Below are 13,429 nucleotides of genomic sequence, written 5' to 3'. Positions count from 1 at the left end.
GTGTTTGTGTCTGTAGTGGCTCAATGATCCTGTACAACAATTTATAAGCTTGTAGGAGTTGTTATGCCGCGTCATTGAGTGGCTTTCTATATAGCTAATGCGTTTCAATGAGTTGGGTTTTAAAGAGGCCGAGGCTGTAACAGAGGACATTAGATACGAGAGTGATCAGTTCACAGTTCAGAGGTGGCATTAGCAATAATGATAAAAAGAACCTTTAAAGACATTCCTGATGGGAAAATTACTGAGGCTGACCAGCAGTCATTCTTGGTTGGCTTGGGCTGGGCCCGAGGCGTTACATGGGATGATTTGCTGCATTCAAAACGTGTACTGATAATTTCCGAGGCGGGTGCAGGAAAAACTTACGAATGCCGTAAACAGTCGGAGCGTCTTTGGGCTGCGGGAGAGACTGCATTCTTCGTTGAATTGGCCGCGTTAGCGACTGAAGAATTTCGCAGCCTGGTAGATGCGGATGAAGAAGCCCGGCTGGACGCTTGGCTTGCCTCACAGTCCGAGATGGCGACATTTTTTCTGGACTCGATTGACGAGCTAAAATTGACGTTGGGTTCGTTTGAACGTGCGCTCAAACGACTGAAGAAATGCATCGGAAATCAGCTTCACCGGGCGCGGGTCGTCATCACTACACGGCCAATACCCTTCGACGAACAGCTGGTCCGAAATGTATTACCTGTTCCTCTGGCGCCGTCTTCAAACTCAGATGAAGAGGCATTTGCGAAGATTGCAATGCGTGAGCATCAGGAGCAACACGACAACAGAAGCAAGAATCAATCGCCCGATTGGCGGTCTGTAGCCTTAATGCCGCTGTCGGACGAACAGATCGTCGATTTTTGTCGACACCAGGGAGTGAGCGATCCCGATCTTCTTTTTGAAGATTTACAACGTCGCAATGCTCTAGAGTTTGCACGCAGGCCTCAGGACCTCATTGAGCTGTGCGCAGACTGGCGTGAGCACAAGCGCATTCGAACACATCGCGACCAGGTTGCCACGAATGTTCGCGTGAAGTTGCTTCCTCGCGACGACAGACCTGAACCGGCGGAACTGTCTGTCGACAAGGCAATTGAGGGAGCTAGCCGACTCGCGCTTGCCGTTCAGATGACACGTCGTCTAACAATTCGTCATAGTGCAGCGTCTGACGCTCTTGATGAGGAGGCCGCTCTAGATCCCGCGATCATCTTATCCGATTGGCAACCGAACGAACGAAAAGCACTGCTGGAGCGTCCGCTATTTGGCTTCGCTTCTTATGGCCGGGTGCGCTTCCATCACCGCTCTGTTGCCGAGTATCTTGCTGCGGAGCGGCTGATAGCTTTTCGAAGAAAAGGCATGCCGTTTCGAGCCCTTACACGCCTTCTCTTCGCGGAGACCCAAGGTAAGACAATAGTGCGCCCGTCCAAGCGGCCAGTGGTGGGTTGGCTAGCCTTGCAAGAAGACGGGATATTTGAACTCTTGCGGGACAATGAGCCTGCAGTGCTTCTGGACGAAGGCGACCCAGAATCGCTAATGCAAACACAGAGAAATCAAGCTCTTCGCGCCTACGCTAACCGTTATGGCCAAGGTGGCTGGAGAGGCCTTCAAGTGCCGCACATTCAGGTTCATCGTTTTGCATCGAAAGAGTTGGCAGATGAAATTGACAGGATTTGGCGTGGCGGCGTAGAGAGTCCGGATGTTCGAGACGTCCTCATCAGTCTTATCGAGGCGGGACGGATAGAAGCTTGTTCCGACATCGTATTCGGTATCGCTCAGGACATTGCAGCACCCGCAGTCGAGCGCATAACATCCATTGACGCGTTAGTAGCCCTTGCTGATGAGAGGTTGAAGAGAATTGCTGCCAGCATAGCTGATGCTGATGACCTCTGGTCTGACAGAGTTTCGCGCGGTGCCGTACTACGCCTTTTCCCAAAGTACATGTCGATTGATCAGCTTTGTCGAACCCTTCGATGGATAAAGCGACAGAAGCGAAGTACAGGCGATCTTAGCTGGCAACTTCCAAACCTGATAGAAGCATCGGCCCTTGATCTTCCTACCCTTAAGGAGCTTCGTGACGGCCTCCTCTCGTTAGTATCAGAGGGGATTAAATGGCGAAAAGAGTGGCCACACATTACGAGCGATCGGCCATATCTTAGCGGAGCACTCGCAGCAACATGTGAACTCGGCTTAGATATAAGCCAAGACGATCATTGGCTGCATGATGGTGTAATCGCATTGCGATTACACCATCGGGATTATGGCGACGATGAGCCGATCAAGTCCCTTCGTGAACGGTTGAGCAATCTGAATGCAGAGGATAATGCGCGTCTCTTCTGGGTTGAGGACGCTTTGATTCAGTCACTCTATGAAATTAAAGACCCTTGGAGACGGCTTGCAAAGATCACAATTCACGATGGTCCCGTCCAGCTAAGACCGGACCGGGATCTGCCTTGGGTGAGCGACGCGCTTGGTGACACGATCCGGGATGCGGGTGAGCGCGCAATGCTCTTAGAAGCAGCCATCCGTCTGTCGCCGGATCGTGATACATGGAAAGAGCACGTTAGAGGACTAAGGCCTCTCATAGTGGATGAACCTTCATTAGTGCAAAGACTTGACGATTGGCTGAAGCTATCGAAGCACGAGAAAGAACATCGTCGTTGGGAAAAGGAGCAGGCTGAACGAAAGAAGCAAAAAGAGCGGCGAAAAGCCAAGAACCGCGCTAGCTGGATTCAGTTCTGGCGAGAAGTTGCCAACCAGCCTGAAAACGCATTTTCGACGGAGCAAAGCTGGAGCACGGCGTGGAACCTGTGGCGCGCTATGAATCACGATGGTGATGACAGTCGATCATCAGGTTGGAACCGGCGCTTCATTGAAGAGCAGTTCAATCAAGAAACAGCCGACAGGCTTCGCCGTGTGCTGATGAATATCTGGCGCGCTGATCACCCAACCTTTCCCAGCGAAAGGTCCGAAGGTGAGCGCAATACATTTCTTGTACGTTGGCAACTTGGTCTGGCCGCCATCTACGCTGAAGCAGAGGCCCCCTGCTGGGCAACTAAACTTAGCGATGCTGAAGCTCAATTAGCCGCGCGGTACGCTCCGATTGAACTGAACGGCCTACCTCAATGGGTTGAGGGGCTCGGAGGCATGCATTCAAACGCTGTGGACCGGACGCTTGGAAATGAATTGTTGTGGGAGCTGAACCGGCCGCCAGGTGAGCATGAACATTCGAGCCTACTTCAAGGAATTGATTATGCGTCTGAGGGAGTTGCGAGGCTATTTTTACCACGACTAGAATCCTGGCTGGATGCCGCTGGGGACTGGGTTAATGGCGCCGACAATACGACCGGAATGACCCAAAGGGTTCGGCGAGTCACGCGGGTTATCTTGAAGCACGGCGACGTCGCGGAATTTGGCAGACTTCGAGAACGGGCGCTCCAGAGACTGGAGCAACAATTGCCATTTGCGCTGCGTCTTGTTTGGCTGTCGACCTTAATGCGGATTGATCCGCAGGTGGGTGTCGAAAAGTTGGCAGATCAGATCGAAATAGTTGAGCCATCTGAGCGATCAGAGGCTGTGACATGGCTGGCCAATCTCTTTGGAGATCGACAAGACGCAACTGGTTTGCGTGACGAACGTTTCACGCCGCAGTTGCTGCTGCGGCTGCTTCGTCTTGCCTATCGCCACGTTCGGATACAAGATGATGCGTACCACGAGGAAACCTATTCACCGGACACTCGAGACGACGCGGAACGGGCACGCAATAACATTGTAACAGCATTGTTCACCGCGAAAGGCGAGGAGGGCTTGGCTGCTAAACTCGAGATGGCTGCAGATCCTTTGTGCGCTCATTTCAAGGATCGCATTTTGGCTGTGGCAGAAGAGAATTGGGCGCAAGAGATTGATGCTGACGCATTTGATGAGGTTCAAATGGTAGCGCTTGATCGTAGCGGGGAAGCGCCTGCCTCAACGAATGAAGCCATGTTTGCTTTATTGCAGGATCGGTTATCTGATCTTGATGACCTTTTACTGCACGACGATTCACCAAGAGAAGCCTGGGCGCTGATATCAGATGAGAAGATAATGCGTCGAGTAATTGCGCGAGAACTTAGGCGTGCTGCCAATTCACTGTACACCGTTGATCAAGAGGCGGTAACAGCGGACGAAAAGGAAACTGATATACGTCTGCGCTCTGTTCTTTCAAAGCATGAAGCTGTGATTGAACTCAAACTGGGTAACGCACAGCGCTCGGCGAAAGAGCTGCTAAATACAATTGAAGGGCAATTGCTCAGAAAATATATGGCGGCGGAACACAGTAAGGCTGGAGCTTTGCTGGTTACTCTTACGAAAGACCGGCAATGGCAACATCCAGTTGAGAAACGCATGATTAAAGCGGAGGAGTTGTTGTCGTTGCTGGTTGCAGAAGCCGATAGAGTCCAGAATGCCTTGGGAGGAGGTACTTATATATGTGTACATCTTCTTGATTTACGTCCTAGATTGCCTATTGAGTCCCAAACTAAGTCCTAAAAATAATCTTGCTCTGAGTAAAGTGCCTGTTAATAGATTGTTGTTTTTAGTTATATTTTTTACCATGTGTTTAATTTTTTTAGTTTTCAAGAAGTAAAGATAATTATAATATTTTTATAATTAGTGAGAGAAACATATTTAGCACCATAAGCGCGAAATAGGCTGGGAAATTTCATCGACTCTGAGAACCTTGTAAGCTCTTTTGAGAACGAAGGATCAAATAGGTAGACCAATGACAATTGAGGGAACACTGGTAGACGAGAGGGAATTGGCTACTCAGCTTCGTACACGCGGTTTGATCCGTACTATTGCGGATCGGGTGAGGCGGCATCTAGACGATAACCGTTCTATGTTGCTCGAGACTCTCGCAACCATATTGAATGCTACCGATGCGCCATCGATTGACCTCCATATCGAAGAATCGCTGGCAGAGCTGGAGGGGCTGCGCTTCTTTTCCGTCCAGCATTTTCTATGCGATCTGATACCTCTTCTTAACGTAGATCATGATGTCCTTCTTGCCTTCATCACTCGCCTGCTCGATGCTGGTGGCAACGATCTGTCACCGAGTATCGCTTTCGGGGAATGGGCGAAGAAGGACGCAGCCAGATCTTCCAAAGTCTACGAAGCAGCGCGAACCGGCGATCATCTCGCTCTGCGTCAACTATTCACGGTGCTCCAAATGAGCGGTGATGTTGATGAAGGCCTCATTTTCGCGGAAGCACATCATCAGGAGGCGAAGCTTGCAGCTATCTCGGCTCTGGGTGCCATGGAGGTGGGTGAACGCTACCGTGAGGTACTCGACACACTTCTCCAAGGAGCGTCTAGCGACGATGATGGCATTGCTCTTAGATCCCTTGAAGCGGCCTACCGAGCTGCTGCAAAGCGAAAAGTCTATGCACCAGGCAGTTTCGACGAACACCTCGAACGCGTCCTTCGGACGCTCAGCCCAGACGCGATTCATTTGGCGGCAGATCTCCTGTGGCGTTATCGAGAAGGCCTCACAGAGAACGCTATAGATCTGTGTCTCTATACCGTTGCAGATGTTGATCCAGACAATACTGGAACCATCTCGCACATCGATCATGCCTCATACCAACTTGTGAAGGATGGGCGTGTTGATCAAGTGATCCGCCTACTTGGTGAGTTGATTGATCGTTCAAAGGGGCGCATTACGCTGGACGAGTTCCAAAGTACGTACCATGCGTTGACCCATGCAGGCTCTGACGTGCTTGGTAGAGCAGTTGTGTACTGGCTGCTCAATGGGGGGGTATACACTCGTAAATGCGTGGCGAATGAAGTGTGCAGCGTTGGGAACGATGGCCCACCTTTCTCAATCTCCAAGTCCTCTCTTCCAACGGACTCATCAGACCAGCTGTTCCTTTGCCGAAAGGCTGTCGGATGGTTCTTTATCGATCCGCTGGCAGCGGTTGCCATACCATTATCGGTACTTCGCGATGGATGCCCGGATATCGTCAATGACGTCCTCAATCTGATCTACGAGCCCCTGCTCCTGAGCTATGGTGGCAAGTTGAAGGATTACCTTGAACGCTACGTTGAAGACGGCGAAGCGAACGGCTCTGGTATTACGGAACTGCTTGCACGAAAGTCTGCATTAAATGACGCAATGGAAGGCATTGAATATTTGGTCGAACTGCACCCTAGTGAAATGCAGCGCGAGACAGAGCGTGTTCAGTGGAACGAGCAGATGGAGAGGGGCATGGAACAGGGGGAGCGGGAATCTATATTTGGGAATCTCTTCACCAAACAATACATCCTGTATGGTCGCTCATCGCTGACACCGATTCATACCGGTGAGGGCGCCACGCATCTCACCCAGAACGAGATGAAATCGTTCTCTATATCGTCCGAGTTACCTTTCCTCAATATTGTTGACCCGATCGGTCTCGACCACTTACTTGTTCACCTCAAGCTTGAGCCGCGAGAACAGCGATGAAACTTGTCTTGACGCACTATCTGCGCTCGTTGCGCGAACGCGACGAACTCGACGCTATTTTGCCCGATCTTTTGGCTGAGAGTGGGTTCGAAGTTCTAACACGTCCACGCCGTGGCACGGGGCAAGCCGGTGTCGACGTCGCTGCAGTCGGACCCAATCCTGATCGCGATAACGTTCGAAGTTTGTTCCTATTTACAATCAAGTCCGGTGATTTGACGCGAGAGCATTGGGATACCGGTCAGCAGGCCGTGCGGCCGTCACTTAACGAGGTTCTGGATGACTATATCCCGAACCGCATCCCGCCCCACCTATCGGATCTGCCCATCGTCGTTTGTGTCTGCATGGGTGGCGAGATGCGTGAGAATGTTCGAGCCCAGTGGAGTGGCTTCTGCCGTATGAATGAGAAGGCTACGGTGCACTTCGCCGAGTGGAATGGAGATCGTCTCGCGGATTTTATCCTTAGCGGCGTTCTGCGTGCAGAGTTAATTGAGGGTGAGGGCCGGGGGATGTTCCAGAAGGCGCTAGCGATGATCGACCATCCAGACGTCGCATATCGGCATTTCAGCAGCTTGCTGAATGTCATCTTCTCCAAGCCTAAGAACCAGGCAGAGCGTACACGTCAGCTACGTAAGGCCTATCTTTGCCTCTGGATTCTTTTTGTATGGGCTCGTGATGCGGGCAACCTTGACGTGGCGTACCGAGTATCTGAGCTAGTACTATTACGTAGTTGGCCACATTGCGATATTACCCGTCTACGTAAAGGGCCTACGCAACAGGATCGGCTGGCCCATTTCGATCAGGTCTTGAAACTTCATATCATCATCGCCAACCTTCTTCTCGTCGAGAAGATTGGGCCGTTCGCTGAAAAGCGCTACGCGCTTTCAATGGCCGTAAACTCGCGCAACGCGGTTGATATCAACATCTCGCTGTTCGAGATGCTGGGGAGGCTGTCTCTCCACGGACTATGGTTGGATGCCATTAGCACATCGCAGGACGAGGCGTTTGCACAGGCAATGAGTGAAGGGGCGGATAAGGTGCTTAATATAGCGATCGGGATGCTGAATGCGAATCCGGCGCTTGCCGCCCCCGTTCGCGACGATTTCACGATTGAACTGGCTATTTTCATGCGTCTTGCAGACGTTCGCGGCCGTCTTTCTAATGTCGCCGAGTACATCCGTGATATGTCCGATCACTTGTGCAACGGTCTGAGAGCTCGGCAGCACTATCCTACGGCGATGACAGATTATCGATACGTCCTCGCCCATCCCAGAGAACGCAGCGATGCATACTTCGAAGAGCATACGCGCGCGGGGATTCTTTACACCTTCGTACTCGCTTGGCTTGCGATGATTGGAGATCATGAGCGCGCAGAGCGCTTGCGTAGCACCTTGCTTGAGCACGCTCCGCACATGACACACCAAATCTGGATTCCTGACGGTCAAACGGATGAGGTCTTCTGGGATGGTGACCGAGAACATGGTCTGTCGGTACCAGGCCTTCCGCTCAACGAGTCGCTCGAAGCAATCCTGGATCTCATTAATCGCGTAATGAAGGAGCATCCGCTGCATGAACTAGTAAGTGCTGTGAGAATAGGTCTGACCCCTATCCTTCTCACGGCCTGCCGCCATTATCGTATGCCTGTGCCACCGCATGTTTGGCGTGGTCATGATCGTGCCGCGCCGGACAGCACTGCCTCCTGAATTGAACTCTTGCAGAACTGCGCAAGCAGAAGAACACTTCACGATGGAGCGGTTATGAAAGCCTTGCAAGCTGGGCGCTTGGCGAAAGTTTATTAAGTGCTCACCGTAATCAGCCCCATTGCCTAGATGGTTAGCGCTATACCCAGCAAGGCGTAGCCACTGATAGGCTCCTTGCGCCGTCGAACCCAATACCACGGGAATGAGAGGGTACTGCGACACCAGCACGATACTAATAATGGCCAATTGCCCTTCTCTCGATAGCGCATACAGCGCGAGTCTAAGTACGCTAATGCCGCCCGCTGCGGTGGCGAAGTGTAGATATCTCATACCCGCTGAGCAATAGCACTGGTAGAAATGGTAGCAAGAGGGTGGTCCTAGCCAGCCAGCGCACGGCAATGCCATATAAGGCGCTAGTTCCTTCCCTGACTAGCCTATGAGCCGAATATAAACCATAATCGGCTCATAATATGATCTGAATAGGATGGTTAATCGGCTCATGTATATCTGGGAACAGCGCAATTGGCCGCGTTTTGATTGGGACGAATCCGCTCTTCGGCCTACGCTGGATGCCGTGCGGCTATTACAGGGCAGGGTGTTGGGGAAAACTGAGGCTGCCCATGGTCAGGCCGATCTGGACGTGGAGATGGATGCGCTAATCCAGAATGCTATTCGTACCAGTGAAATCGAAGGTGAACGCCTGGACGTTGGCTCTGTGAGGTCTTCCGTTGCTCGCCAGTTGGGATTGGAACAGGCCGGTGTATCCGCCAGGACAACACCCGAATCCGAGGCGCTGGTCGAGCTATTGCTGCAATCCACGCATCAATTGGATGAGCCGCTTTCCCGCGAACAGTTGTGCCTCTGGCAATCCATGCTATTTGTGCAAGGCCCCGGCGTGCTTGGCAATGTACGTGTAGGCGAGCTGCGTGGCGATCACCCCATGCAAGTGGTGTCGGGGCGGCTTGACCAGCCCAATGTGCATTTTGAAGCGCCGCCCCGTGGGCAGTTGGAGGCTGAGCTGGATGCCTTTATTACTTGGTTCAACCAGCCGCCTCAGGGGCTTGATGGGCTGGTTCGTGCTGGCATTACCCATCTATGGTTGATTACCTTGCACCCCTTTGATGATGGTAATGGGCGCGTTACTCGCGCGGTGACAGATCGCGCGCTTGCACAAGCAGAGCAGCAATCCGTGCGGTTCTATTCCTTGAGCGCGGCCATTATGGCGCGCCGCCACGCATACTACGATCACCTTGAAAGCGCTCAGAAAGGCAGCCTCGATATTACGCCGTGGCTGTTGTGGTTTCTGGACACACTGAAAAAGGCGCTTGAGCAAGCGCTGTTAAGAATCGACCGTGTACTGGTGAAAACCACCTTTTGGCAGCGACATGCCACCACCGTGATGAATGAACGGCAAATCAAGGTGCTGAATCGTTTGTTGGATACGGCAGGGGAGGAGTTTGAGCAGGGCATCAACGCTCGTAAGTACCAATCGTTGGCCAAAGTGAGTAAAGCCACCGCCACGCGAGATTTAGCCGAGCTGCTGGAAAAAGGCTGCCTTTCTAAGCTACCCAGCGGTGGGCGCAGCACGCGCTATATGATGTTACTTGGGCGCACAGTGGATGACACCTTGTAGTGGCGATCTTTGTCATTTAAGGCTTGATCGCCACTGAATAAAAGCGACTACCTACCTACGCTGTTTATACCGCCTTAAGCCTATAAGCGCAGCCAGCGTAATCGCCGCCATGCCGCCTGTATAAGCGATGAGGGGCCAAGCAGTGCCGCCATCGAATCCTATAATGACACTTGTGCCTATTATACCGACAATAAGACTCTGAACGCAGAAGTGTAGGGCAACGGCAGTGCCTGCCATCTCGCTGAATTCATGAAGCGCACCATTGGCTGTAACCGAGGTCGTGAACACGATACTGACCGCAACTAGCCACATCGGTAGGATGAAAGACAAGAAGCTGGGAGTCAGGAATATTTCACCTAACCCAAGTAAGCCCGCACTTAAAAGTAGTAGTAGCATGCCACGAGCCACGCAGCCGGTGGTTCCCCAGCGATCCACGAAGCGCTTGGCGAAGCGTGTGGTGCCGATCATTGCGAGTGCTACAGTCGCAAAGGCAACGCTAAAACCCAGTTCAGAAAAGCCAGCTCCTTCGATGAGTACACGCGGGGCGGTAGAAAAGAACACAAAGAACGAGCCCATTGCGGTGCCAAAAGCCTGTGTGTAGGTCCAGAAGTAAGGGCTCTTAAGCACTAAACTAAAGTCGGCGCTAGCTGAGTGTTTTCTAACTTGTCGTGTCTCATGCCATTTCGGTAATACGAAGGGTAGTGCTATGAGTGCTGAGATACATAGGGCAAGAAATATGGCCCCCCAACCGAAATAACGCGCAATTAAGGCTCCGACTATAGGCCCCACGGCTGGAACAAAAGCCAACATCGCGTTCATTAGGCTGTAGATTAGCGCGCTTTCGGGAGTATCCGCATAAACGTCGCGTACCGTCGCGAAAACGGCCACCAGCATCGCAGCTGCCCCGGCAGCTTGCACTAGTCGTAGTAAAACGAAAAGCCCAGCTGAAGTGGTCATCGCGAGTACCAATGACGTTGCAGCGAATACTAGTGCCCCGACAAGCAGTATCGGGCGCCGGCCAAAACGGTCTGAAAGCGGCCCGAAAATAATCTGACCTACGCCAAGCATAATCATGTAGAGGGTAAGCGTGAGCTGCACTATCTCGGGCGTTGTTGCGAGAATTACCGGCATCGTGGGCACAATCGGCAAGTAAATATCCATGCCGAGCGACGCTAGAATATTGAAGGGAGCCAGTAGCATCAGCGCTATCGGCAGGCTGTAAGTCCACAGCCGAGGATTTTTAATAGGCACGATAGAATCTCCGCACAAATAAGATTATTTGGCGGCGGCCTACATGTAAGAAAGTTTTTTAAGCAGGCGGCCGCAACAACGAGAAAGCTAAGTTGCTGCGGCTTAGTGGTCTGACTTTTTTGAACCCATACGTTTGCTCTTCAGAAATGTGCCTTTGGCTCTAGTAGCGTATCAGACAGAAGGAGCATAAGGCCATTCGGGCGCATTTTATGGGCGGCGGAGGTTTATAAAAAATATATTTTAGTCACTACGAGTGAGCAATATGAGAGTAAATTAAACCTTCTGCTGATACTGGCTAGTGCAATGACTCCCATGCTTTGGCGATACAAAACACTGGCGAGGCATTGTTAGAGTTGCCCTTGAGGTAAAAGAGGGGACTCGATCAGGCCGCTATATGCTTAACTATCTTTAATTGTTATTCACGGCGGAAGCGCCCATGGTCATCGGATCAGACCCTAAAGTGTAGAGCTACTCAATTAGAGGGCGCGTCGAATGAACAGTGATGGCGTAACATTTATGACTTTTCAGACAGAGCCTAATGGAGGGCCATGGGGTATGGTCGCAGCCACTTTACTGCTTAAATGATAGTGAACAGGTTCTAAGAGATCACTCAGCGACGCCCTCGCAGTTGTCGTGATACAGCGGGGCATCGTTGCCAAGCGCAAGGTGCTTGGTGGCGCTGTTGTAGTAGAAGTGACCGGACTCGGCTTGTGAAAGCGCATAGTCGCCGCATACTCCATAGCCCTTGTTGACTCGCTTCAAGTTGGAAATCTCAGCGGGTGTCTGGCTGTCGAGGCGTTCCGATATAGTCGCGGCGATATGGGCATCACGCTGGGCCACCGAATATCAGGCCCGCAACGATGAAAATGGCGACGACGGGTATCCATGGGTTATGCATGGCGTGTCCAGTGAGTCGGTGTGGTTGTGTATGATGCCGATAGGAAAAGTATTTAGCAGGATAATCACGGGTTGCTGGTTCAGCTTTACTGGTTGTTGTGGGCTGAGTTGCTGGTGAACGCGACTCGCAGATTAAATAAGCTGCCTACCGCCCAAAAGCCTTATTTAACCTCCGCATCATCCCGAATCGCGCTAGAGATGGCGTTTATATGGCGCCCACGGTTCCGGGGTAACTTTATGGATGAATGCAAATGACGCTTGACCATTTTGTGGCCGATTATGGCAGCTTCGGCCTGTTCGTGGGGGCGAGCTTGGAGGGCGAAGGCGTCGCGATGCTTGGCGGTATCATGTCTCATCAGCACCTGATCGGATTTTGGCCCGCTATCATCTCCCTTGCGTTGGGCTCTTTCCTTGCGGATCAACTATTCTTCCTGCTGGGACATGGGTGGCGCAATAGCGCTATCGTTCGTTCGGTTCAGGGTAGCGCAGCAGGTGGGCGTGTACTGACGACGTTCAACGCCCACCCGAACGTTTTCGCGTTCTCCTTGCGATTCCTTTACGGACTACGCATGGCCGGTGCGGTGACCATCGGCACGACCAACTTTCCTTGGCCACGATTTATCCTGCTCAATGCTATTTCGGCATTGATCTGGTCAACGGCCTGGGTCACGCTCGGTTATGTGTGTGGTCAGGCAGTCGCGCCACTTTTTGAGCGTCTGAGCGGCCTTTCCCATTTTGTGCTGGCGGGTGTTGCCGCCATCCTTTGCGTCGCGTTAGTGGCCGTGGTGGCTTTCCGGCGGAGACGAGCTCAACGCTTGACGACGCGCGATTGAGCTCGCTGCATCCACAAGAGCGCGACATTACTCTATCGTTTGCGCCTCAGCACGAGATAGGCAGGTGAGCTGCGAGGCGTTCACTCGCTGCAAGTGGTGTCGGGGCGGCTTGGTCGGCCTACTGTTCATTTTGAAGCGCCGCCCCGTGAACAGTTGGAAGCTGAACTGCGTGGTTTAACCAACCACCACAGAGACTGGATGGGCTGATTCGCGCTGGCTCAGTCAGAGCGGCAATCAGTGCGGTTCTATTCCCTAAGCGCGGCCATTATGGCGCGACGTTTACCGCTCAAAAGATCGTGAAAAGGTTCTAAGAGACCCTCAGAGACGCCCCCCGCAGTTGTCTTGATACAGCGGGGCATCGGTGCCTAATGCCAGGCGCTTGGTGGCGCTGTTGTAGTAGAAGTGGCCGGACTCGGCGCCTGAGAGCTCGTAGTCACCGCATACCCCATAGCCCTTGTTGACTCGCGCCAAGTGGGAAATCTCGGTCGGTGCCTGGCTGTCGAGGCGTTCCGATATGATCGCGGCGATGTGGGCATCACGCTGGGCCTCGGAGTAGGCCTGGCTGCCGAATATCAGGCCCGCAACGGCTAAAATGGCAACGACGGGAATCCATAGATTATGCATAGCGTGTCCAGTCAGAGAAGATGAAAGTGCATGA

Annotated in this window: 8 protein-coding genes; 5 read left to right on the top strand and 3 right to left on the bottom strand. The window is 52.4% G+C overall.

Annotated elements, in window-relative coordinates; all coding sequences use genetic code 11:
• Positions 1 to 198 precede the first annotated feature (198 nt).
• The 4 genes from ACT3RP_RS02930 to ACT3RP_RS02915 all read left to right on the top strand — a co-directional run bounded on the left by ACT3RP_RS02930 (position 199) and on the right by ACT3RP_RS02915 (position 9,790).
• Entirely contained in the window at positions 199 to 4,506 is a 4,308-nt protein-coding gene (locus ACT3RP_RS02930) for an NACHT domain-containing antiphage protein HyoA (protein ID WP_483393200.1), read from the top strand.
• 232 nt (positions 4,507 to 4,738) lie between these two features.
• A complete protein-coding gene (locus ACT3RP_RS02925; protein ID WP_483393199.1) occupies positions 4,739 to 6,460 on the top strand; it encodes a hypothetical protein in 1,722 nt (573 codons plus the stop codon).
• On the top strand, positions 6,457 to 8,160 hold the full coding sequence (locus ACT3RP_RS02920; RefSeq protein ID WP_483393198.1) for a hypothetical protein: 1,704 nt from the start codon (positions 6,457 to 6,459) through the stop codon (positions 8,158 to 8,160). The genes ACT3RP_RS02925 and ACT3RP_RS02920 overlap by 4 nt, the downstream gene beginning before the upstream one ends.
• Before the next feature lie 496 nt (positions 8,161 to 8,656).
• On the top strand, positions 8,657 to 9,790 hold the full coding sequence (locus tag ACT3RP_RS02915; RefSeq protein WP_483393197.1) for a Fic family protein: 1,134 nt from the start codon (positions 8,657 to 8,659) through the stop codon (positions 9,788 to 9,790).
• Positions 9,791 to 9,841: 51 nt separating this feature from the next.
• On the opposite strand, the gene cml is transcribed toward ACT3RP_RS02915, so the two are convergent.
• Both cml and ACT3RP_RS02905 read right to left on the bottom strand, forming a co-directional pair.
• Positions 9,842 to 11,035, bottom strand: coding sequence for a CmlA/FloR family chloramphenicol efflux MFS transporter (gene cml, locus ACT3RP_RS02910; RefSeq protein ID WP_483393356.1), 1,194 nt, complete (start codon positions 11,033 to 11,035; stop codon positions 9,842 to 9,844).
• A 612-nt stretch (positions 11,036 to 11,647) separates the two neighbouring features.
• The gene (locus tag ACT3RP_RS02905; RefSeq protein ID WP_483393196.1) at positions 11,648 to 11,881 is read right to left on the bottom strand and encodes a hypothetical protein; all 234 of its coding nucleotides are present in this window, start codon (positions 11,879 to 11,881) and stop codon (positions 11,648 to 11,650) included.
• Positions 11,882 to 12,189: 308 nt separating this feature from the next.
• Here ACT3RP_RS02905 and ACT3RP_RS02900 point away from each other — a divergent pair, with 308 nt between their 5' ends.
• A complete protein-coding gene (locus ACT3RP_RS02900) occupies positions 12,190 to 12,771 on the top strand; it encodes a DedA family protein (RefSeq protein WP_483393195.1) in 582 nt (193 codons plus the stop codon).
• 318 nt (positions 12,772 to 13,089) lie between these two features.
• Here ACT3RP_RS02900 and ACT3RP_RS02895 read toward each other — a convergent pair whose 3' ends face one another.
• A complete protein-coding gene (locus tag ACT3RP_RS02895) occupies positions 13,090 to 13,395 on the bottom strand; it encodes a hypothetical protein (protein WP_096281934.1) in 306 nt (101 codons plus the stop codon).
• Positions 13,396 to 13,429 lie beyond the last annotated feature (34 nt).

It is taken from the genome of Halomonas sp. AOP5-B2-8 (assembly GCF_052376475.1).
GTDB lineage: Bacteria > Pseudomonadota > Gammaproteobacteria > Pseudomonadales > Halomonadaceae > Vreelandella > Vreelandella casei.
Note: the sequence above shows the minus strand (reverse complement) of the source record. Positions and strands in the feature narration are given on the sequence as shown.

Bases quoted from the DNA above. Each gene is read 5' to 3' on its own strand.
- ACT3RP_RS02930 (WP_483393200.1), top strand. From the start codon at position 199: ATGATAAAAAGAACCTTTAAAGACATTCCTGATGGGAAAATTACTGAG.
- ACT3RP_RS02925 (WP_483393199.1), top strand. From the start codon at position 4,739: ATGACAATTGAGGGAACACTGGTAGACGAGAGGGAATTGGCTACTCAG.
- ACT3RP_RS02920 (WP_483393198.1), top strand. From the start codon at position 6,457: ATGAAACTTGTCTTGACGCACTATCTGCGCTCGTTGCGCGAACGCGAC.
- ACT3RP_RS02915 (WP_483393197.1), top strand. From the start codon at position 8,657: ATGTATATCTGGGAACAGCGCAATTGGCCGCGTTTTGATTGGGACGAA.
- ACT3RP_RS02900 (WP_483393195.1), top strand. From the start codon at position 12,190: ATGACGCTTGACCATTTTGTGGCCGATTATGGCAGCTTCGGCCTGTTC.
- ACT3RP_RS02895 (WP_096281934.1), bottom strand. From the start codon at position 13,395: ATGCATAATCTATGGATTCCCGTCGTTGCCATTTTAGCCGTTGCGGGC.